General features: G+C 61.7%; 16 protein-coding genes and 5 pseudogenes. 8 read left to right on the plus strand and 13 right to left on the minus strand.

Annotation, left to right across the window (positions count from 1 at the left end; genetic code table 11):
• Positions 1-185 precede the first annotated feature (185 nt).
• Positions 186-638: pseudogene (locus AB8Z38_RS29980) on the minus strand (IS110 family transposase); the annotation flags it as partial.
• Positions 639-1,336: 698 nt separating this feature from the next.
• Here AB8Z38_RS29980 and AB8Z38_RS29985 point away from each other — a divergent pair.
• Together AB8Z38_RS29985 and AB8Z38_RS29990 are read left to right on the plus strand one after the other, a co-directional pair.
• Positions 1,337-1,685 (plus strand): annotated as a pseudogene (locus AB8Z38_RS29985) (transposase); the annotation flags it as partial.
• Positions 1,686-1,782: 97 nt separating this feature from the next.
• Positions 1,783-2,007, plus strand: coding sequence for a hypothetical protein (locus AB8Z38_RS29990; protein ID WP_051448451.1), 225 nt, complete (start codon positions 1,783-1,785; stop codon positions 2,005-2,007).
• A gap of 155 nt (positions 2,008-2,162) precedes the next feature.
• Here the strand turns inward: AB8Z38_RS29990 and AB8Z38_RS29995 are convergent, their stop codons facing one another.
• The 3 genes from AB8Z38_RS29995 to AB8Z38_RS30005 all read right to left on the minus strand — a co-directional run bounded on the left by AB8Z38_RS29995 (position 2,163) and on the right by AB8Z38_RS30005 (position 5,485).
• Positions 2,163-3,311 carry a PAS domain-containing sensor histidine kinase gene (locus tag AB8Z38_RS29995; RefSeq protein WP_027520180.1) on the minus strand — a complete coding sequence of 383 codons (1,149 nt, stop codon included), beginning with the start codon at positions 3,309-3,311 and terminating at the stop codon, positions 2,163-2,165.
• The gene (locus AB8Z38_RS30000) at positions 3,312-4,100 is read right to left on the minus strand and encodes an alpha/beta fold hydrolase (RefSeq protein ID WP_027520179.1); all 789 of its coding nucleotides are present in this window, start codon (positions 4,098-4,100) and stop codon (positions 3,312-3,314) included. It lies immediately after the preceding gene.
• 755 nt (positions 4,101-4,855) lie between these two features.
• Positions 4,856-5,485, minus strand: coding sequence for an NYN domain-containing protein (locus AB8Z38_RS30005; RefSeq protein WP_369721253.1), 630 nt, complete (start codon positions 5,483-5,485; stop codon positions 4,856-4,858).
• A 231-nt stretch (positions 5,486-5,716) separates the two neighbouring features.
• Here AB8Z38_RS30005 and AB8Z38_RS30010 point away from each other — a divergent pair, with 231 nt between their 5' ends.
• Positions 5,717-5,956 (plus strand): hypothetical protein, encoded by a 240-nt coding sequence (locus tag AB8Z38_RS30010; RefSeq protein ID WP_369721254.1) that lies wholly within the window; start codon positions 5,717-5,719, stop codon positions 5,954-5,956.
• Positions 5,957-6,880: 924 nt separating this feature from the next.
• Here AB8Z38_RS30010 and AB8Z38_RS30015 read toward each other — a convergent pair.
• Positions 6,881-7,021, minus strand: a pseudogene (locus tag AB8Z38_RS30015) (transposase domain-containing protein); the annotation flags it as partial.
• Positions 7,022-7,052: 31 nt separating this feature from the next.
• Here AB8Z38_RS30015 and AB8Z38_RS30020 point away from each other — a divergent pair.
• Both AB8Z38_RS30020 and AB8Z38_RS30025 read left to right on the plus strand, forming a co-directional pair.
• The gene (locus AB8Z38_RS30020) at positions 7,053-7,322 is read left to right on the plus strand and encodes a hypothetical protein (protein ID WP_369721256.1); all 270 of its coding nucleotides are present in this window, start codon (positions 7,053-7,055) and stop codon (positions 7,320-7,322) included.
• Between the two features lie 155 nt (positions 7,323-7,477).
• Complete coding sequence (locus AB8Z38_RS30025) at positions 7,478-7,711, plus strand: hypothetical protein (RefSeq protein WP_369721257.1); 234 nt, start codon at positions 7,478-7,480, stop codon at positions 7,709-7,711.
• A gap of 2,224 nt (positions 7,712-9,935) precedes the next feature.
• On the opposite strand, the gene AB8Z38_RS30030 is transcribed toward AB8Z38_RS30025, so the two are convergent.
• On the minus strand, positions 9,936-11,135 hold the full coding sequence (locus tag AB8Z38_RS30030; protein ID WP_369721258.1) for an IS256 family transposase: 1,200 nt from the start codon (positions 11,133-11,135) through the stop codon (positions 9,936-9,938).
• 647 nt (positions 11,136-11,782) lie between these two features.
• On the opposite strand from AB8Z38_RS30030, the gene ltrA reads away from it, so the two are divergent.
• Positions 11,783-12,934 carry a group II intron reverse transcriptase/maturase gene (gene ltrA / locus AB8Z38_RS30035; protein WP_369721259.1) on the plus strand — a complete coding sequence of 384 codons (1,152 nt, stop codon included), beginning with the start codon at positions 11,783-11,785 and terminating at the stop codon, positions 12,932-12,934.
• Between the two features lie 289 nt (positions 12,935-13,223).
• On the plus strand, positions 13,224-14,225 hold the full coding sequence (locus tag AB8Z38_RS30040) for a hypothetical protein (protein ID WP_369721260.1): 1,002 nt from the start codon (positions 13,224-13,226) through the stop codon (positions 14,223-14,225).
• Positions 14,226-14,634: 409 nt separating this feature from the next.
• Here AB8Z38_RS30040 and AB8Z38_RS30045 read toward each other — a convergent pair whose 3' ends face one another.
• From AB8Z38_RS30045 to AB8Z38_RS30060, 4 genes and pseudogenes are all read right to left on the minus strand, one after another.
• Positions 14,635-15,408 (minus strand): adenylate/guanylate cyclase domain-containing protein, encoded by a 774-nt coding sequence (locus tag AB8Z38_RS30045; RefSeq protein WP_369721262.1) that lies wholly within the window; start codon positions 15,406-15,408, stop codon positions 14,635-14,637.
• Positions 15,405-15,557 carry a hypothetical protein gene (locus tag AB8Z38_RS30050; protein ID WP_369721263.1) on the minus strand — a complete coding sequence of 51 codons (153 nt, stop codon included), beginning with the start codon at positions 15,555-15,557 and terminating at the stop codon, positions 15,405-15,407. Before AB8Z38_RS30050 ends, AB8Z38_RS30045 begins: the two co-directional genes overlap by 4 nt.
• A gap of 372 nt (positions 15,558-15,929) precedes the next feature.
• Positions 15,930-16,112, minus strand: a complete 183-nt coding sequence (locus AB8Z38_RS30055) for a hypothetical protein (protein ID WP_369721264.1) — start codon at positions 16,110-16,112, stop codon at positions 15,930-15,932.
• Positions 16,113-16,239: 127 nt separating this feature from the next.
• Positions 16,240-16,830: pseudogene (locus AB8Z38_RS30060) on the minus strand (DNA ligase).
• A gap of 1,186 nt (positions 16,831-18,016) precedes the next feature.
• Between AB8Z38_RS30060 and AB8Z38_RS30065 the strand changes: the two are divergent.
• Complete coding sequence (locus tag AB8Z38_RS30065) at positions 18,017-18,190, plus strand: hypothetical protein (protein WP_369721265.1); 174 nt, start codon at positions 18,017-18,019, stop codon at positions 18,188-18,190.
• A 61-nt stretch (positions 18,191-18,251) separates the two neighbouring features.
• Here AB8Z38_RS30065 and AB8Z38_RS30070 read toward each other — a convergent pair.
• From AB8Z38_RS30070 to AB8Z38_RS30080, 3 genes and pseudogenes are all read right to left on the minus strand, one after another.
• A pseudogene (locus AB8Z38_RS30070) lies at positions 18,252-18,613 on the minus strand (hypothetical protein).
• Positions 18,614-19,060: 447 nt separating this feature from the next.
• Positions 19,061-19,231 (minus strand): hypothetical protein, encoded by a 171-nt coding sequence (locus tag AB8Z38_RS30075; protein ID WP_369721266.1) that lies wholly within the window; start codon positions 19,229-19,231, stop codon positions 19,061-19,063.
• A 1,064-nt stretch (positions 19,232-20,295) separates the two neighbouring features.
• On the minus strand, positions 20,296-20,592 hold the full coding sequence (locus tag AB8Z38_RS30080; protein ID WP_369721267.1) for a hypothetical protein: 297 nt from the start codon (positions 20,590-20,592) through the stop codon (positions 20,296-20,298).
• Positions 20,593-20,714 lie beyond the last annotated feature (122 nt).

The following is a 20,714-nucleotide window of genomic DNA, read 5'->3' on the forward strand; positions in this document are numbered from 1 at the left end:
GTTACGTCATCGCCTGCTCCTCATATCGCGCAGTTCCTTTGTTCGAGCCAAGGGCCGTTCCTTCGTCCCGGCCCGCAGAGCGTCGATCGCGTCGCGCGCAGGGGCGGTCAAGGCCGGCGCTTGGCTTGCGGCTGGCTCCGGCGTGGCCAGGCTGCGCCTTGACCGCGCCGAGCACGGCGCGAGGATCAAGCGGGTTGGACGCCTGCATCGTCGGTCCTCGTCAGTTCGAAGGCGCGTCCTTTAGCCAGCACCGCCCAGGCGATGCGGGCAAGCTTGTTGGCGAGCGCGATCGCCAGCACGTTGTGGTGCAACCGCCTCTTGGCGGCTTCGATCCAGGATTTGAGCCCGTAACGTTCCCAGTTCTTTATCCTGACCAGCACAACCCATGCCGCCTGTACGAACAGAACGCGCGGGTAGCGATTGCCGCGCCTCGAGATTTTGCCGAGGATCGTGCGATCTCCCGTCGAGATCTGCTTGGGCACCAGTCCAAGCCAGGCGCCGAAGTCGCGGCCTTTGGAGAAGACGTCTCCAGTGCCGATAGCCGCCACCATGGCACTCGAAATGATCGGCCCGATGCCAGGCACCGTCATCAGGCGCGAACAGGCCTGATCTTGACGGGCCAGTGCCTCGATCTCGCCGGGGCGGGGCAGGAGCACGGCCGGACCATCCCATTAGGGGGCTGGCAACCTGCTATAATCTTTCGCCTTTTTCTGTCACGCCTTTCGCGCTGTCCGCACGAACTCCTGGATTTTATGTGCTAAGGTAAGCAATTCTCACGCGATGAGACGTCAGATGAGGCGACGGCAATTTCTAACTCTTCTCGTGGGCGCAGCAGCCGCTCGGCCGATTAGAAGCAACGCACAACAGCCTGCAAAGCGACCCGTGATTGGTTTTGTGTTGGCAGGAACACAATCCTCCCATGGTGCATGGGTAGCCGCATTCACCCAGCGCTTGTCAGACTTGGGTGGATAGATGGACGGAACGTCACGATCGAGTATAGGTGGGCAGCGGGCGACGTTCAGCGAACTACGGAATATGCGGCTGAACTCGCGCGACGGAAAGTCGACCTGATCGTCACGTCGGCGTACGGCGTCGTGGCCTCCAAAGAAGCAACGTCACCATTCCTATACGCGCTGCCACCAAGCTTTCGCGCTCCTGGCGCTCCTACTAATTGCCTCGGCTCCCGGTGCTGGATAGCGGAGCCCGTGGCGAAAGCCAAAACTTCAAAAACTGATCAACGCGCTGGCTAACGTCGGCTCTTGGCCCAGGCCGTGTGAAAGCGTTCTGTTTCCGGTGATTCGCGCGATAGGATTCCCCGCACTTGCGGGGAGGTCCGATGAAGCGCTTTGTTGAAGGGGTGGATAGCGGGCAGAGCATGCTGTTTCCGGCATCGCTCGATGACTATGTGACCGTGGATAATCCAGTGCGAGCGGTCGACGTGTTCGTCGAGAGTCTCGATCTCGGCAAGCTCGGGTTCATCGGCGTCCAGCCATTCGACACGGGCCGACCCAGCTATCACCCCCGGTACGATGCTCAAGCTTTACATCTACGGCTATCTCAATCGAGTTCCGTCGAGCCGGCGCTTGGAGCGGGAATGCCAGCGCAATATCGAGATGATTTGGTTGACCGGTCAGCTGACGCCGGATTTCAAGACGATCGCTGACTTCCGCAAGGACAATGGCAAATTGGGGCGCTCCTTCTTCGGGCGCGGTTTAGGTTTCCCCTTTCGAGCAGGCCTGCTGCTTAACCGTGTGGTCGTAGACGCGCCCCTGGAGTCGGTACATTAGCAGGTTCAGCGCAGGCTGCGTGATGGCCGGCGCCATCCACGAATGCGAGGAGCACGGCTGGGCGAAGGACCGCGCCGATCCGCACGCGCGCGAACGGGCCTTCGATATCGCCAGGCGCGATCCGCCCGAGAGTTCGTCCCCGGCGCAGGCCGCCGCCGAGATCCACGGCGTCCTTGGCTCCATCGGCGATACCTGCCCGGAGTGTCTGTCTGATTGCTGAGCATCGCCTGTCTGCGCCGGACGCCCCCAAAGCGCCGAAGTCACCGTCCTCGCTAAGCAGGGGCCAATCAGCTGCAGAGGGCCTGGTACTCCGGGCTATTCGCGCCGCCTAGGCGGGCTGGCCCAGTCTTCTCGCGGTGCGACCGCTCCTGACGGCTAGGGGCGCAGCGCCCCCTCCCATTGGAGCGGCATGCGGAACGTGAACCTGGTCTCCGCTTCGGACGAAGTAACCTCGATCGAGCCACTATGGGCCCTGGCAATCTCGGCTGCGATGTAGAGGCCAAGTCCGAGCCCTTGCGAGGGCCCGTGCGCCTCTCCCCGATAGAACGGCTGAAACAGGCGCTTGCGCGCCTCTTCCGGAATGGCCACCCCGCTGTTAGCCACCGAGAGCTCGAAGTGTCCTCCGCCGGCACTTGAATCGACACGCACAGGCCGGTCCGGTGCCCCGTGACTGATTGCATTGCCGAGCAAGTTAGAGAGCAACTGGGCGATGCGGGCCGGATCGCAGTAGAACGGTGTCTCGACCTCGAAATGAGTCTCGATGCTGCGATCCGGATGGGCCGCGGCCAGTTCCGCCACGACGTGGTCGAGCACGGGCTCGATGGCGGTGATGGCCTTCGACAGCGAAATTCCTCCCCCGAGGCGGCCCCGAGCCAGGTCCATGACGCTTTCGATCATTTTGGCCATGCGGCCCACGCTGCTCTGCATCATGGCCTCGAGCCGGAGCGCGTCCTCCGGCGTCTCGGCCTTGAGCATCAGACGTGCGCCGGCCGCGATCGATGCGAGCGGATTACGCAGGTCATGGCCGAGGACGGCGATGAACTGCTCGCGCAGTTCGGCATTTTCACGCTCCTGTCGCAGGCGCTCTTCCAGAGCCGTCTTGAGCTCCTCGCTTTCCTTTCGGGCGTCGATCAGCCCGCGCTCAAACCGGCGCCGGTCGGCAGCCCGCATGATCGTAAGACGCGTGAACAGGAGCGCATCGGCATCGGTCCGCCGCTCACGGGCGTTGGCGATCGCCGGCAACCGTGCACCACTCTTGGTAAGGAGATCGAGCGCGAACTCGTCGAAGAAGCCCTGCATGCGCAACAACGGAGCCACGTGCGTCTCCAGGAATATGCGCCCCGCCATGTTCAGGAGATCGCTCAGCCGCATCCCGGGCAGGTCATCTGGCGCGTAGCCCGTCCAGTCCGCAAGAGTCCGATTGGCACGATCGATGCGGCCATCCGGACGAACGGAGAGGTACCCGCAGGGCGCGTTTTCGTAGAGGTCTTCGAAATCGGTATCGGCAGGATGATTGTTATTCACTCAGACGAAATCTCGGATTGCGGCGACGACCTCTTTGGGGGCGCTCAGGTTCGGGCAGTGGCCGGTCGCCTTCAGAACGACCAGTTCGCTATTCGGGATGTTGCGTTGGACGTATGCACCGACCTGCTGCCCAGCGATGATGTCTTCGCTGCACTGGAGAATCAGCGTGCGCGCTTTGACCTTGGACAGGTCTGCGCGGTTGTCGGAGAGGAAGGTGACCCGGGCGAATTCCTTGGCGATGGCGGGGTCAGTACGGCAGAAGCTGTTGGTTAGTTCCGCGCCAAGCTCAGGCCGGTCGGGGTTGCCCATGATGGCAGGAGCCATCTGCGCCGACCATCCCATGTGGTTCTCCTCCAGAAACGAAAGAAGCTCTTCGATCTGCTGCGCGCTGAAGCCACCGACATAGTCGCCATCGTCGATGTAGCGCGCCGAAGGCCCCACCAGCACCAAGCTTTCGAAGAGTGTCGGATCGTTGACCGCGGCAAGCACTCCGATCATCGCACTGACGGAATGCCCCACGAATACGGCATCCTTCAGGCGCAGCGAGCGGCCGATCTCGACGACGTCATCGGCGTAGCCGGACAGCGTCGAATACTTTCGATGGTCGTAAGCGGTGAGGTCCGAACGGCCGGCTCCGACGTGGTCGAATAGCACCGTGGTGAAATCCGACTCGAACGGCGGCGCCACGAAGCGCCACATGTTCTGGTCGCACCCGAAGCCGTGGGCGAACATCATGGCCCGCTCACCGCGGCCGCGGACCTGCACGTTATTTCGGAATTCGACGGACACCTAGACCACCCTTTCGCGTGGGGCGTGGATTATTATTTTGAGGCAGCTTAGGGCCAAAGTGGCCGCAGCGCATTCGTTTTTCTAGGATGGGAACGAACGCAGGCGGGTGAGGAGACCTGACGTGGCCTCCACCGATTGCACGGGCCCAAAGGGTTTGGCCAACATGACGCTTTGCGGCACGCCCTTGACGGACCACCGATGCGCGCTATCTCCGGACACGTAAAGGATCAAGCAAGTTGGATCGTTCTCACGCGCGACACGAGCGAGCTCCATCCTGGCGCGGCCAAGCCCCAGCCCCCAAGAATCGGGGCCACCTCATTTCGGTCGGCTTTAGTCGCCCTGCGGATTTTTGGTCGCCATAACTTGCGTGAATCTCAGGTTGGGAAATTCTAGGCGTCATGGCTGCATCGCTGGGGGAGATCTCCGATCTTCGATGCCGAAACCACCGCGCTGCTGCCCGCAGTTCTCGAGGAGGTCTGCCAGAACGTTTGCCGCCGTGAGACCACCGCTCGCACGCACGTCGCCTCGAAAATCCTCAAAGCCGCGACCCGTGGCGAGACCGCGATGTCGAACCTGAAGCAGGTCGGTCGCAGGGCCCTGGGCGAGGCGCCGACGATGTGGCCATCGCGGCCGAACAGCAGGCGGAGCCAGGAGAGCGGCGCGACGCATCCATGATCGAAGCTCGGCCGACTGGGTAAAGGGCCTCCCAAGGGGCGTCCTGCGATTTCGCACGCCCGGTAGGTGAGCTCCAGGACCTACGGAATGAGTTCATCGGGTTCCGCGCGCGGCGCGGCGGTCGTACTGCGCCGCAGCGGCGTACCACGGACGTCGCCGCGCTCGCGGGCTGGCGGGCGCTCGGACAGGTCCCGGCCTATCTTGGCTTGCAGCTCCACCAGGTCGGTGAAGACGTCCGCCTGGCGGCGCAGCTCGTCGGCGACCATCGGCGGCCGGCTGGCCATGGTCGAGACCACCGTGACCCGGACGCCACGACGCTGGACGGCCTCGACCAAGGAGCGGAAATCGCCGTCGCCGGAAAACAGGACCATCTCGTCGAGCTTGCCGGCGAGCTCCATGGCATCGACCGCGAGTTCGATGTTCATGTTGCCCTTGACCTTGCGCCGTCCAGAGGGATCGACGAATTCCTTGGTGGGCTTCGTCACGACGGTGTAGCCGTTGTAATCGAGCCAATCCAGCAGCGGCCGGATCGAGGAGAATTCCTCATCCTCCACGATGGCCGAGTAGTACAAGGCGCGAAGCAGGGTACCCCGGCTCTGGAATTCGTTCAGAAGGCGCCGGTAGTCGACGTCGAAGCCGAGCGTCCTGGAGGTGGCGTGAAGATTGGCGCCGTCGATGAAAAGGCCGATCCTACTGGGCGAAGGCGACATGTTGACGGCCTGAATGATCCGATCGGAAGCATCGCTCCCGTCCGGCGAATGGTTTGCTCAAGCGATGGGAGTTGGGGTACGGGACGGCCTTGGCCCGCCGCTCACTCGCATTCCGTGCAACCGAGCAGGAATCCGAGCTCCGGATACGAAGCTATCTCCAATGCCTAGAGCTATCAAAGCGTTTTTCATTAACACTGAACCTCGGCCGCCAAGCAAAGACAAACGAGAGTCATGCCGCATCAGCTGCCGCTTTTTGAGATTCACCTGAGCCAACGCCGCCGCACGTTTCAATGGTGTCTCTGCACGACTGAGGGCCGTCCGCTCATGCAGGGGGCGGAGGCCAGTCGGGTGGCCGCCAAGTACCAGGCCGATCGCGCGCTGTTTCTGATGCTGCTCGCTTCCGCCTACCGGCCGCAGCTGCCGGGAGAAGGTCGTTTTGAGTCGTTCGGTCGAACGAGACCGGAGGCATGATGGAAGTACGACAGAGAACGCATTGGCGTTGGACTGATCTCCCCAAACGGCTCTCCTGAACGGAGTGTTGCGTAAGAACTGCTGGCTCCGCTCTAATAGAACTCGACTGCCTTCGACTGCGGCCCCCGCGCGCGCGAGAAGGCGCGGTAAGTCGCTCAGTTCTCCGTGTCTGCTTCTGTCAATGATCTCGTCAGCGCCGATCATCATCCACTGACTGTATGCCGCACAGGACCAATTTCTAGTTGAGATTGGAGACGAGGCAGTACCGTTGCGAGCGACTGAGCCGGGTGACCCTAGAAGGCTGGCCTCCGAACTCCCCGCACCTTATGATGCAGCCCTGAGTGCAAGCGAGGTGCAGCCATGACCACAGTGGAAGCCCTGAAGCATATCCAGCGCCCCAGGCAGGCGGCGCATTTTCATTTCCAAGAATTTGAAACCTGGGTGGGCCGCTGTTTCAGGACAGCGGCCCTTAACTTTGGAACGTTCCTGTTATTGCCACGTTTTCCCGGTGCCCCCCGAGGGGCTTCTACCGGCCCCAGCTCCGCAATCCCCATTGCCCCCCAAGAGCTGGGGCCTTTTTTCGCTGGGATTGAATTCAAGATCAGATCGGAAACACTAGCCGCCTGCGCGCGGTATACGGGCGATCCTACGTTGTCCCTTCCAGACCTCGACCGGACAGTTCCCTACTAGCTCTTGAGCACACCGTACGGCTTCCTCGTCTGTCTCGCAGTTGAAGTCCTGATACCGAATCACGCTGCCGTGGATGTTCACTATGTACGCGCTGTAGATCATTCGGGGAGCAGGCGGATACGCTTAGCTCGACGCAGAGCCGCGATGTCTAAGGCACGCTCGCAAGCGGCCTTGAACGTACGCATCCGGTGACGGCCCGTCGTCAGGTCGCTTTGTGCGGATAGCCGATTGCGCTCAGGCGGCGTGAGCGACCTCTAAGGGCCAGTTCCAAGGCAGGAGTTCGTGGACGCGCCTGGCGGGCTGATCCGGCAGGCGCCAGCACGTCGGCGAGCCAAGCCTGTGATCGATGTCGTTGAGCTTTGCGGTCGCGATGATCCGACAACGTCTCCCGTCGGGAGGCGAAGCCGTGAGGGCGCGCTATTTCGCCTACCTGCTACCGCTTTGCGTGGTCTTGTTTGCGTGCGGACCGATGGCATCGCGCAGTTCGGCCCATGCGGTCACGTTCGATACGGCAGAACGGCTGGCCGATTTTCATTTTGGCGCCTCGGGCAACGGCGATCCGCCAAAATGGTCGATCATTGATAACGACGCCGGTCGAGCATTGGCGCGGACTGGGCCCGAGCCAAGCGATAACCGCCTTAGCGTTCGCATTTTACCGGCCCTTGTCCGGACATGACGTCCACGTGTCGACGCGCTTCCTGACCAACGGCGAGAACGACCAGGCGGCCGGACTGGTCGTTCGGTTCAGATCGCCTGAAGAACACTATACTGTACGCCGACGCAATCGAGAACAGCGTCGCCCTGTACCGCATGGCCGGCGGAGGGCGAGAGATGATCGGAAGCATGGATATCGGCGTGTCAGGCGAGTCGCGGCACACAGTTGGTATCTCGGCGAATGGGGACCGCTTCACGGTAGTTTTCGACGGCAAGGAGCTTGTTGTCGCAACCGACAGAAGGTTTCCGGGCCCACGTGGGAAGGTCGGCCTGTGCACGCAGACCGACAGCATGCCCCTGTTCGAAACCTTCGAAGTCTCAATCAACCTCGACCGCAAATATCGAGAGTGACAGCCGATCGCTCATGTTTTCCTTCTGCTCGCGATTCATGGCCCCTTTCGGTGCCACTGCGAGAGATAATCTTCTCTGCGCAAGATATTGTAGGCCGCACGTGTTGGACGTTAACAATTGATTTAGTGCCAAGCATGATCATTGGGAGGCCACGAGGCCATTGATCATGCAACTGCACCAGGTGAATTCCTCAGAAGAGATCAAGCCGGTAGGAGATGTCGGCGCTAGCAATGTCCGAAGCGCCCCCGTGATGTTGGGCCCAGAAGAATTTTCAAATGCATATAGAGATGAGGTTCTGGCGCTGTTGAAGCCAGCCCGCCATCGAGAGCGCTCGACGTGGATGGTCGCAGGCGCACTGGTTGTGGGCTTTGGATTGGGATGGGCTGGGAGCTTTGGTTGGCACAGTCCCGCGAGCATCTCGGCGTTCATTGTGACGGATACGCCTTCGCCTCGAAGTGCCGAGGCGAGATCTGGCCCTAAGAGCGAAGCCGCCCGAAAGACGTTATCCACATTGGCTCCGCGGATACCATCAGGCGTAAGTCAGCTATCCGGGGGCGGAGGCACTAGTGCCGCCAAGCCTCTCGCCGCGTCGTCGGGCGCGGCTGTCGACACGCTAAGCACACCCTTTCCGGCGATCCAAGGAGATCCAACTCCAACCGGTTCGATAGCACGGATCGCACCGGCACCAGAGACGAGACCAACTACGATTGAGGGGTGGACCGTTCTCGATGTTCGAGGCGCAACGGCGGTGCTCGGAGGACCCGATGGGGTTCGGATGGCAACACGCGGCGATACGGTGCCCGGCATTGGCCGGGTCGATTCTATCGTGCGCTGGGGCAACCGTTGGATAGTTGCAACCGACAGCGGGTTGATTGCGACGCCTTAAAGCCCGCTGCATTCGCACTGCTGATGTGGTCTCGGCTTCCAAAAGTCATGGCTCGCGTTTACGCTAAAAGCACCGGACCGACAAAACTCCTTCTTGCGGGTCACAGGTTCGCGCCGAGGGTTTCTCTTAACGTGCAGCCCGAACGAGTCGGGGGCTTAGCCACGCGCTTCTGCGATATGAAAGGAGAGCGGCAACAGAAGGCGTGTCGCGCACCAACGAACGGCATGCGAAAGCCTAATCGCATTTTGCAGTATCGTGGCCAGCTCGGAAGCGTGAATGCCTCACCTGACAAGCAGGATTCCGACTGTTTGTACTGCCAGGCATTCGCGGCCAACAAGCCGACTCAGCGCGCGTTGCGCATATAGGGGCTTTGCTCGCTGATCTTCCGGAGAGCGGATCATCATATAGGCTCGAGGCTTGCGGATGCCCCTTGCTTGGCAAACGCATCGAAGTCGGCGCGCTGCTCCCGAGTGGCGAGCACGGGGAAGAGCGCACCACCTCAGCGACGGCGATCAACACCGACCAGCCGCGCTTCATGTGCGCCTCCGTCAGATGAGATCGATACCGTGCTGGCGGTCCATTTGCGATAGCCTTACGCTAACGCGTTAGCCGGATCGGGTTCCTCCACCCCGTGCTGCGCCGCAAGCGCCTGTCTTCGGCTGCGCCGTGGACTCCGGCCCAGCTCCTGCGATTCACGTTTTAAGTTTACTATTTGAAACGAAGCGACGAGCACGGCCGTTTTACGGTGCGTAAAAATAAGACAAACGAGGAGGAAGACAATGAATACCACGCCTGTAAGATTTTTATTGCAGCACGCGCCGCAGCCGGTCTTTTAGCGGTCTCCGCCGAGAGCGCCTCGGCCGCGATCGCTTGTAGAGGGGACTTTTGCTGGCATATTCATTCCCCGTATCCATATCCGCCGCCCCCGACCATTGTCATCCATCCTGATTATTGAAGGCCACCGACTGCGACAATCGTCATTCACGAGCGCTGGCGTCCGGTCGAGCGCTTCACCCGACAGTACATCGTTCGGGACTATGACGGCTTCGATGATCCAGAATGGTAGTCAGGTCGCGTATGAAAATGCGGCGGCCTCAGCATGTAAAACGCTGGGGCCGTTTTAATGATGAGTGGCGCCGCACTACCACGTCGAATCCAAGCTCCCGACCATCCCCGCCCGCGGTCGGCAGCGAACCTTCCGCAAAACGTCCGCGACCTCCGACCCAAGCCTAGATCGTTTGCCGGCGATCGACCTAACGGATCGAAACGCCGATCGTGCCCCGTGGCGTGGTGTAGCTGGCGGTGGATCACCGCGTTCGCCGGCGAGAGCCGGGCTGGTCAGCTGGCGATAGCCGTGAGGCTGACGCTCGGATCATCGCTCAACGGCGCGATGGTTTCCAGTGTCATGTAACGGGCACGCTGGACCGCCCATTCATCGTTCTGTTCGAGCAGGATCGCGCCGATGAGGCGGACGATGGCATCCTCGTTGGGGAAGATGCCGACCACCTCGGTGCGCCGCTTGATCTCGCCGTTGAGGCGTTCGATCAGGTTGGTGGAGTGCAGCTTGGTCCGATGCTGCGGCGGGAAGGTCATGTAGGCCAGCACGTCGGTCTCGGCCTCGTCGAGGAAGCCGGCCAGCTTCGGCAGCTTTGGCCGGAGCTGGTCGGCGACCTTGCGCCACTGGGTTCGCGCGGCCTCGGCATCGTCCTGTGCGAATGCTGTGGCAATGAAGGCGGAGACGACACGCCGTCCGCTCTTGCCGGCATGCGCCAACGCGTTGCGCATGAAGTGGACGCGGCAGCGCTGCCAGCTGGCATTGAGCACCTTGGCAACAGTGGCCTTGATGCCTTCGTGGGCGTCGGAGACGACCAGCTTGACGCCACGCAGGCCGCGGCGGGCGAGCTTGCGCAGGAACGCGGTCCAGAACGTCTCGGCCTCGGACGGGCCGATGTCCATGCCCAGCACCTCGCGCCGACCGTCGCTGTTGACGCCGACCGCGACAATCACCGCGACCGAGACGATGCGGCCCTGCTGGCGCACCTTCACGTAAGTGGCGTCGATCCACAGATACGGCCAGTCGCCTTCAATCGGGCGGGCGAGAAAGGCCTTCACCTTGTCGTCGATCTCGGCGCAGAGCCGGCTGACCTGGCTCTTGGAGATGCCGGTCATGCCCATGGCCTGCACCAGATCGTCCACCGAACGGGTCGAGACGCCCTGCACATAGGCTTCCTGAACCACGGCGGTGAGCGCCTTCTCGGCCATGCGGCGCGGCTCGAGGAAGCCCGGGAAGTAGGAGCCCTTGCGCAGCTTGGGAATGCGCAGCTCGACCGCACCGGCGCGGGTCTCCCAGGTCCGGTCGCGGTAGCCGTTGCGCTGGGCCAGACGCTCGGGGTTCTTCTCGCCATAGGCCGCCCCGGTCTGGCCTTCCACTTCCAGCTCCATCAGCCTTTGGGCCGCAAAGCCGATCATCTCGCGCAAGAGATCGGCGTCAGGGGTCTTCTCCACGAGCGTGCGCAGGTTCATCATGTCGGCGGTCATCGGTGGTTCCTCTGGTTGCGTTGGCGTATCGCAACCCGATCCTACCGGAGAACTGCCGGTGACCACCGCAAAGCCGCCCGCCCGCTACGGCGCTATTGGGGGGCGCGCGTCCGGGCGGCTTTGCTCTACCGAGCTACACCACTACCGGGGAGTACGTCATGCCAAGCTGATGAATGCTTGTGGGTGCAAGTCCCATCCGGCCAAAGCCGAAGCAGGCAGGCCGGGACCGAGTCTTGCGGGCGTCGCGGCAACGCGGGGTTCGAAGTGTAGACAGGAGCCATGCGGGGTGCGGGAATGAGCCTCGAAAGGTGGATGTTCGCGGAGGCCGAGTGTGTTCCCTAAACACGAAGGCAGCATGAGCATCGTCGTTATGCGAGACGATGCCGCTCCGTCGGGGTCGATGGCCGGATCACGCATGGAAGGTAATCATCGGAACATGAGAGGCCCGACCGGGTCCGTTGGATTGGTCTCCAACGGGGGGCAGCGGCAAGGCAGTGCCAGAGCCGCGGTCCGAGCTGAGGTCGGGGTCGGACTGGTCCATAGTACCTGTGAAGTCGTCGAAGGAAACGAGACGCATGGAGGGAAGGGGTCAGCCCGAGGGGAGCCCGCGCGAGAAGGCCAGGGTCCGGACACAGAGCCGGGTTGCCTTGCCGCCGAACCTCGAACGGGTGAACACGGCAGCCAAGCAGGCTGCTCAAACCCGGTTCACGGCCTTGCTGCACCACGTCAACGAGGACGCTCTGCGTCGGGCGTTTCGACGACAAAAGCGGCAGGCCAGCGCGGGGGTCGACGGGATAACGGTGGCGAAGTACGAAGAGAGGCTCACGGATAACCTCCGGGAGCTCTGCGGACGCGTCCACACGGGTCGCTACCGGCCACAGCCGGTGCGACGAGTCTACATCCCCAAAGCCGATGGCGGTAAGCGGCCTCTCGGTGTGCCGGCGCTAGAGGACAAGATTGTCCAAAGCGCGGTAGCCGAGGTGCTGAGCTCCGTCTACGAGGTCGACTTCCTCGGGTTCTCCTACGGCTTCCGGCCGGGGCGGAATCCTCATATGGCGCTTGACGCCTTGCACACGGCGATCATGAGCCAGCGCGTCAACTGGGTGCTCGATGCCGACATACGCAACTTCTTCGACTCGGTCGACCACGAGTGGCTGCTGCGGATGGTGGCGCACAGGATCGCCGATCCTCGCATATTGCGGCTCATAGAGCTGTGGCTGCGGGCCGGCATTCTTGAGAGCGGCGAGAAGCAAGAAACGGACAGGGGTACCCCGCAGGGGGCGGGCATCAGTCCGCTCCTCGCCAACATCTTTCTGCACTACATCCTCGATCTCTGGGTCCACCAATGGCGCCGTCGCCGCGCACGCGGTCGCGTTGTGGCCGTTCGCTATGCGGACGACTTCGTCATGGGCTTCGAGAGCAAGGTGGATGCGCAGGAGATGCTCTTGGCCCTCAAGGCGCGGCTGGCCAGCTTTGGCCTGATGCTTCATGAGGGCAAGACGCGGTTGATCGAGTTCGGTCGATTTGCGGCCCTCTCGCGTCAGCGGCGCGGCGAGCGGCGACCCGAGACCTTCGCCTTCCTCGGCTTCACCCACTACTGCGGGCGGACCCGGGACGGCCGGTTTATCGTGAAGCACAAGACGGAAGGGGAAACGCCTGACGCGCAAGCTGACGGCGTTGCGCCAGGAGGCCTGGCGGCTCATGCACGAGTCACTGGCCACCCAGCACGAGTGGTTCGCCGCAGTGCTGCGTGGACACTACGGCTACTACGGCAGGCCGCACAATTATCCAGCGCTTAACGGCTTCTACCGCGAAGTGCGTCGGATCTGGCTGCACTGTCTGAGACGGCGCAGTCAGAAAAGTCGGCGCATGGGCTGGTCGGAGTTCGAGGCCCTGACGGCACGCTTCCGTCTGCCCGTTCCACGCATCACTCGCACTTGGGCGCAGGCGCGGATATGACGCGGGTTACCCTCGGGAAGAGCCGGGTGCGGGAAAGCCGCCTGCCCGGATCTGTGAGGGCGAAAGCCAAATGGCTGAGCTACTCGACCACGACCGAAACGCCCGAGCCTAGCCTCTCGGCGAGGAGCGATGTCCGGCGACAACGTGGTGGCTCCAGTTGAGCGCGCTGCTGCATTTCGCAACGCCCGGCTGCTGGACTGGGTTCTCAATTCGGACGCGGATCTAGTTCAGGAGCGCGTTGCCAGATTTGAGCCGCATGGCGGCCCATGTCGCCGCCAAGGGTCGTGCCGGGCGGGAGGCGCAACACCGGGAGTTGTTGATGTCCGGTTATTTGCGATTTTGGTTCGCCGGTTTGGTCCTTGTTGGGGGGTCTTTCGGCGACACCTGCATTTCCCAACACTTTTGCCGACTTCTTCAATAATGCTCCCCGCGAGCCCGCTGCAACCTCTTCGGCAAACACGGAATGCCTGCAGCAGCCCAGCAACTCGACCACGCTCGGGCTTGAAGGCGGTCTACGAGCAGCTCGACGACAAGGAGAAGGCGGCGTTCCGGGCTGCCTACAATGCCTCGTACCATCCATGCCGAGAGATCCTTGAAGAGATCTACGACGACGTGGCCTCTGGTAACGAGGTGCGCAGCGTCATACAGGCAACCCGCCGCCACGGTATCTATCCGATGGGCAAGATCGACTCCACCGAGATGTGGGCCGTCGGCGATAAGGTGCGCGCCGATAGCGAGCGCAACTATGCGCCGGTTAATCCGGAGACCGCTGGTGTCTATCTCGCCTGCATGATGGCGCAGGTCGATGTGTTGAAGGATCACGGCCACCCGTACTCAGAGATCGCCAATGAATCGATCATCGAGGCGGTCGACTCGCTCAATCCGTATATGAGTTACAAGGGCGTGTCGTACATGGTCGACAATTGCTCGACGACGGCGCGGCTTGGTGCCCGCAAATGGGCGTCGCGTTTTGATTACATTCTGAAACAACAGGCCTTCCCCGCAATGGGCAGGGCCTCGGTGGGCGACGGCACGCCGTTCGACAAGTTCATCGCGAGCGACATCCACGAGGTGCTTGCGGTCTGCGCCGAACTCCGCCCTTCGGTCGACATCTCAGTAGTGCCGCACTGAGATGCTCGACCCGACCTTGCGCGCCACGACGTTGGGCCGTGAGCTGCGTCGACTGATGACCGACGCGCGGTTTTCCGGCGGTTCAGTCGCCTCGTCATTGGCCACGTCGGGCCTGAAGCGGGCCTCAAGGGACCGATCGCGTTGATAGAGGATGGTGTCGAGATCGTTGCCGACCTCGACACCAACGAATTCGAGTTCACTGCGCTGAGTCGATCACGCGATCGTCAAGCGGCACGAGACGGCGTAGGAAAAGGTGGTTGTGGCCAATTGCGGCGTGCAAGCTTGTAGAAGCATAGCTCCGCAATCGCGGAAGTATGGCTTTGAGACCGGAGGTCTGCGCTCACACTTCGGTTGCTAATACCGGACCGACGATTTCAGCCAGACCGAGATCTGGCCTGCGCGACCTGACCTAGCGAGCGGGTAATCGCGAGGCGCTTTCCAGGAAGTCCCCTCCTGAACGGTCGTTGCTAGCTACAAAGGCGACGAAGTAGTGGACAAGATATTGAAGGGCGCCACCGCTCGGCGTCGAAATACCGCCGATCGAGCAACCGACAAAGCTCAAGACAGTCGTCAACCTGAAGGCCGCCGCAAAGGCGCACGAAAACCGCGCTGCGGCGGAAGCCTCACTAGCGGACTGCCCCTGCAACACTTCAGATAGGGTGCGGCTCGAGCCTCGCCGGCTTGACATGCACAGCACCGCCCCTTGTCGCTGTGGGGCCGCCGCCAGCAGTGTTGCTGCGCGCCAGGATCTCGAGGCAGCGCGCCGCGCTGGCGAGATGCTGCACATCAACGTGGCGGCGTCCGGAATTGCCTCAATGTCCTTGGCGGTGAGCCCGGACACGCCGACCGCACGCGAGATATTCTTTACGGCCTGCTCGCCCAGATCGGCGAAAGCCATCGACAGCTTGTCGCGGATCTGGTCGTTCGCCGCCCTGGATATGCATACGCCGCCCGGCTCGCAGAGCGTTTCCAAGCGTGCCGCGATGTTGACGCCGTCGCCGAAGATATCGTCCCCATCGATGATGATGTCGCCGACGTTGATCCAGATCCGGAACACGATCTGCCGTTCCACAGGGATGCCAGCGTTGCGCCCGACCATGCTGCGTTGGATCCTGACCGCGCAGGCGACCGCATCCACGACACTCGCGAATTCCACCAGCATCCCATCGCCGGTGGTTTTCACGATGCGGCCGTGGTGCTCGGAAATGCCGCAGTCGACCAGTTCGCGGCGGTGTGATTGAGGGAATTGAGAGTCCCAATCTCGTCAGCGCCCATCAGCCGGCTGTAGCCGACCACATCCGCCGCTAAAATTGCTGCAAGCCGGCGCTGCATGGCTCGCCCTCTCATGCCATACCAGTCTGCCCGCAATCAGCCGCCGCGACAAGGCCGCAGGGGTTCGGTCGAAGTCCGCTTAGGGGCCACAAGGAGCGCAAAGCCGCCGGCCAAAGTGAGAGGACTGCAGCCCCGGCCCTGATGGTCGTCTGCCCGCCGGCCGACGCAGTAAATTGCCATCCTGCTCTGACGACTTCCTGCCCGGGGTCCATTCTCATGTTCACGCGCGGGAGTGATTCGGATGCTGCAAGCAATCCTCAATTCTGCTGGTCCTCGGTGATGGGGCGGTTCTCGTGATCGGCTTATGGGGCCTCTACCGCCGAGCACAGCGGATCGCTGAGAAGTTCTGACGCATCACCGTGGGACTGGACTCTATTTTGGTTTTTCGGGAAGGCTCGGTGGAGGCATCCCATACTGCGCGGCACGTTTTGCGGCCAGCTTGCGGTAGGAGTCTGCTTGCTTCAGCAGATCAGCCTTGAACTTGGCGTCCGTTTCCCCTTCGGCGAGCGCTTCCAATTGCAGCGCACGCTCGATGTACTCGGTCAGCAACTTCACCGGAGGACCCCATTAATCTCCTTGCCGGAAGTTCAACTATACCCGCGTAGTTCTCCGGTCCAGAACATAGTTTGAAGGACTCGTTAGTGTGCGGGCCGCGCTGTAGTTCGCTGGCGAATAGGTCACATCATAGCTCTCTCGACATTGCTGGATGCGTCCGGTTCTTCACTTTGACCCAATGTTTTTGCCGTCCGCCGCGGTAGGGGCGATCGCGGTGTTTCGACACCAAGCCCTCTAGGCCCATGCGGCAGGCCGCACGGTATAGATCGGGGCCGATATCGCCCCGCTCGAATGGCGCCGTGGTGATCCCGTCCGGCCGCCGCGATAAGAGGCGCTGTAGAATTGTCATTCGCAGATGCAGCGGCAGGTCGCGAAGGTCGTCGCCGCCCATCGCCAACACATCGAAGGCGTAAAGCTGGACCTCGCGATCGTGCTTGCGCGAGTGCAGCGCGTTGAAGTCGGATACCCCATCGACCCCCAAAAGCACGGCCTCTCAGTCGATCACAAAATGCTTCTGCCGATTCTTCAGCGCGGCCTCGGCAATCCATGGATAGCGCTTGGTCCAATCGGTGCCGTTGCGCGACAGCAGCCGCGCGCGCTCGTTCTCCCGGATGACTAGCATCCGATAGCCGTCATGCTTCACCTCGTGGATCCAGTCCGGTCCCGACGGGACCTGCTTGGCGGCGGTCGCCAGGCAGAGCTCGTACGCCATACGCATGGGCAAAAGATGGGAATTTGGAATAACTATACGAGTCTTAGGAACTGGGACGATACACGTGATTGACCTACGCTCCGGCTCTCAAGGATCCCCACCGCCCCAGCCGCCGCCAGTAGCTGGGGCCGTTTCCATTGCCGGCGCGAAGCTTCTCGCTCCGAATAGCGGCTAAGAAGATCCCCGGCTTTTCAGGCGCGGCGTACAGAGTCGGCGCAAGTTCGTTCCTTGCCTGGAACTGAACTTACCTTTTGTGCGTTTCGGATCCTAACGGCTGAGGAAAGCACCATGACGGAGCACCGCAAGTCGAAGCAAACCCGCTCTCTTGAGGAACGACTGGCAGATCTGGCGGCAAAAATTCAAAGAGCAGGCCAGCGGATTACCGGCAGGCCCAGAACGCGAGGCCCTTCTTAGGAAGGCCCGGCTAGCCAATACTGGCGCTCACATGACTGATTGGCTGAAGTCAACGGGATTGCAGCCGCCGAGGTAGCTGCAAAGGGCAGCGTGTTTTCGTTTCGTACCGACCCTTGAGATAGATCAAGGTATTTAATCGGCCTCGGAACACATTGCGAACGCGAATGTGTACGCTGCGGAACACAAGGTTAAGGCCGCCTCAGTTGGGCGGCCTCTTTCTGTGCGGCGGTTTACGCGGGCGGAGCTTTTCCCCTGAACGAAGCTCCTGAATCAGTAGCGCCGATAGTATCGATGGGCATAGGGCCGACGAACGACGACTACGCCGCGGCGATAGGCAGGACGATAGACCGGGCGAGTTCGGACGCATCCGTGCCGACCGCACACCAGGGCTACTGTTTCAACGTTCGCGATGTTCACTTGTCCCAGCGGAGCAACCGGCATTGCCGACGCCGTTGCAATTGAGAATACTGTCCCACCGAGAACGGTTAGTGCGGCAAGTGTAAGTTTGAATTTCATCCATCCTACTCCAGCGGAGCCCATCCCCGGAACCGACGTTAGCCGTTCCTTCCTGAACCTTGGATGACCAAGCGGCGTCGCGCTCAACGAGCGCACTCGGCACGTGCGCAAGCTACTGCGCGTCGTGGCTTAGACGCTGCGCCCCGGCCTGGCGGGGCGGACGCAGGGCACCGTGGGAGATTTGATTGCGGCAGGACAGCTGGCTTGAACCTGGGCACCATAGGCGCATACTCCGCCGGTGCTCGAGCAGCGACCAACTTTCATGGCTCGGAAAAATCCCGGACTTGGCTGGGGTGTCGATATTCTGTGGCCCGATGGCGAAACGGAAGCAATCAAGGGCTTTATTACGGAAGCCGACGCGGTCAAGTGGATTGCTGAGCATGAGCACTCCAAGCCGTGGCAAAATACAAACCAAAAACCCTCCCTTGCGTCTTAGAAAGCCGCCTCGATCGACTGACGGCACACTGCCTGTGCGACTGGGGGTCGTGGGCGGACTCTCAGGGCCGGGTGCGCAAGGGCAGGGCGAGCTGTCGCCTGGTGTCGCCCGCGTCTTGGCGGTGATAAAGGCATCGAGCGCCGCCGAGATGTCGACGGCCTCTTCGTCGGCGCGTTGTGCCACCGCGGTCGCGACCTCGGCGGTCGCTTCCCTCGCCCAGCCCTCGATGGCGTTGAAGGCGACGATCCGCACCGGGTAGGCATATTGTCCGGAGATCAGGTCGCGGATCACGGTCTCGAGGTCGGTGTCCTGCTCGTCCGTCTCGCGCCAGGCACAGCCGGCGCGGGCGCCGAAGTCTTCCAGGACCAGATAGATATTCCGGTCGAGGCGATCGCGCGGCACCATTGAAGGCGACGGACGCATACGCAACAACTCCGACTGACGCCTTCTTAATCGATCGTCACCGTTGTCGTTCCGCCTTGGCGCTGCGGTGCCGATAGGGTGCGGCGCAACCTTTTCTACTTTTTCCCGATTAGATTAACAAATGCAAATGCAGGTTGCATGGCGAATGGGGTTCGCTGCGCGCTCCACGTGCAGATCGGGGTGTTGATCGTGAATGACCATGTGCCGTCGCAGAGCAGATTTATTATTCGCGCAGGTGGAAAAGGTTGGATGGTCTACGACCGGGAGCGCAAGGGCCCGGCATTGATCGGAGCTGACTTCGACTTGGCGGCGAATTTGACGAGAGAGCAGGCTGAGCGAGTGCATCGCACATTGACCGGCCCGAACAGTACCAATTCTCCCTCAGGGTGATGCTGCCTCCACCGGTCTATTGGTCTAGCAGCTCGTCCCGCCCTCGCGCCGCGCGATCTACCGCGCCTCTTCCAGGGCCTGCGCGCGGGTCAGGATTTCGGGGTGTAGCCGGCGGCTCGGCACGTCGTCCCAGTAGACGAAAATGCTCGCCCGGCCGTCGCTGAAATAAACCTCGAAACTGCCGGTGTCGGGCACGGCCTCGTGCTTACGGATCCTGATGGCGGTCATGCGACCGATGTAGTCAGGAGTCCTTGCGGCGCCAATGTGTGAGCTGAGACAGCAAGCGTGAGAAGGCCCCAGCGGCAGGTTCCTAGCAGGGGGCGCGCGCGCTGGGGCCAGAAGCCTGCCGGAAATTGGCGGTGGCAGGCTCGGCCGTATCATCCACCAGAATCGAAAGCCGCGCATTGATTTAAGTGAATTTGTCCAGTCTAGGAGGAGGTACCTCTTAAACCAATCGGGTTGCAGCCAAGTGGGCTCTTCACACGCCTCGCGAAAACCGGATTCGGCAAACTGGCAAGTAAAGCTTGTTCGAGGTGACGGGCCACCAAATCGTGCGGAGTCTCGGCTGACAAGCTTCATCCCCCGGACTGCGCGCCGTCTGTCGATAATCTCCAATTATCGAAAGCCAGAGGATATCCACTCCGCCACATCGCGGTGCAGTGATGCGAGTTTTTACGCCTTTCGTTGAAAGCTACGGTCAAGAACCACGGTCGATAGGATTTTCGCGCGCAAGCGCCAACCACGATTGCAAGCGTCAAGCAGCCCACATAGCAGGCACGGTGCTTGCCTAGGAGGACCCGGCAGTCCATGGGGCTCTTTTTCTCCCAATGGCGATGTGGACATGGCGTCCAAACGTGGAGGGCCGAGGCTTCAATTGTGCGATCTGAAATGCGCCGGCGATCTCACGCACGTTGGAGTCTTCTTGTGGTAAGGCAAGACAGAAAGCGTCGACCAGCCGGCGCCGCCAGAGCTGTGCTAACGTGGAGCTTCCCCTCAAGCAGCGCCGCCTTCTCCGCCAATTTCCGTGCTGAGTTGAGCAGTTCGGCCAATAGGTTGTTGGTGCGCTCCCATCCTCTCTCAAACTCGGCACGATGCCTGCGCGCGAGGGCCTCCTTCCCATAAGTTCGACCTGCAAAGTCTCGAGTTTTTGCTTGAGGGCGGGGACCACCTGGTGACTTGGTTTGCTATGAGTGGCGCGGCGCCGGTTGAGATGGCGGAAGAGTTCACGGCGATCTCGCGGCCGCTCTCTGAAAGTGAAAAGGCCGCCAACTCTTGACGGCCGCCGGCATGCCCTAGGTCTCGAGATCGACGTATTGACGGAGCTTGAACACGATGTCCGGCAGAGCCTGACGTAGCCGTGCAGCGTTCTGGAATGTCGTCGAGAACGGCGCGAATCTGATCATGGCGTTCCAATTGCCGTATCCGTAAATGGTGATCGAAACTCCGGATCTCGGAAAGCCATCCAGTTTGCGGAGCTCACTGGGGACGAGATCGGCGATCGCCACAGCGGGCAATCGCGCTCGTCTTTCGTCGGGACCGCCGACCGATATGCGGGCGGTCGGCTTCGTTGCCGGCGCTACCGCAGCCATGGACTCATCCTGGAGCTTTGGCGGTATCTCCGGGGCGAGGGGCGCGATTGCGGGCGGGCTTGTCGGCGCTTTCGGCGCGGGCTCAGCGAGCGGATGCGGCTCACGGAAGCTTGCGGCTCCGT

It is taken from the genome of Bradyrhizobium sp. LLZ17, from assembly GCF_041200145.1.
Lineage (GTDB): Bacteria > Pseudomonadota > Alphaproteobacteria > Rhizobiales > Xanthobacteraceae > Bradyrhizobium.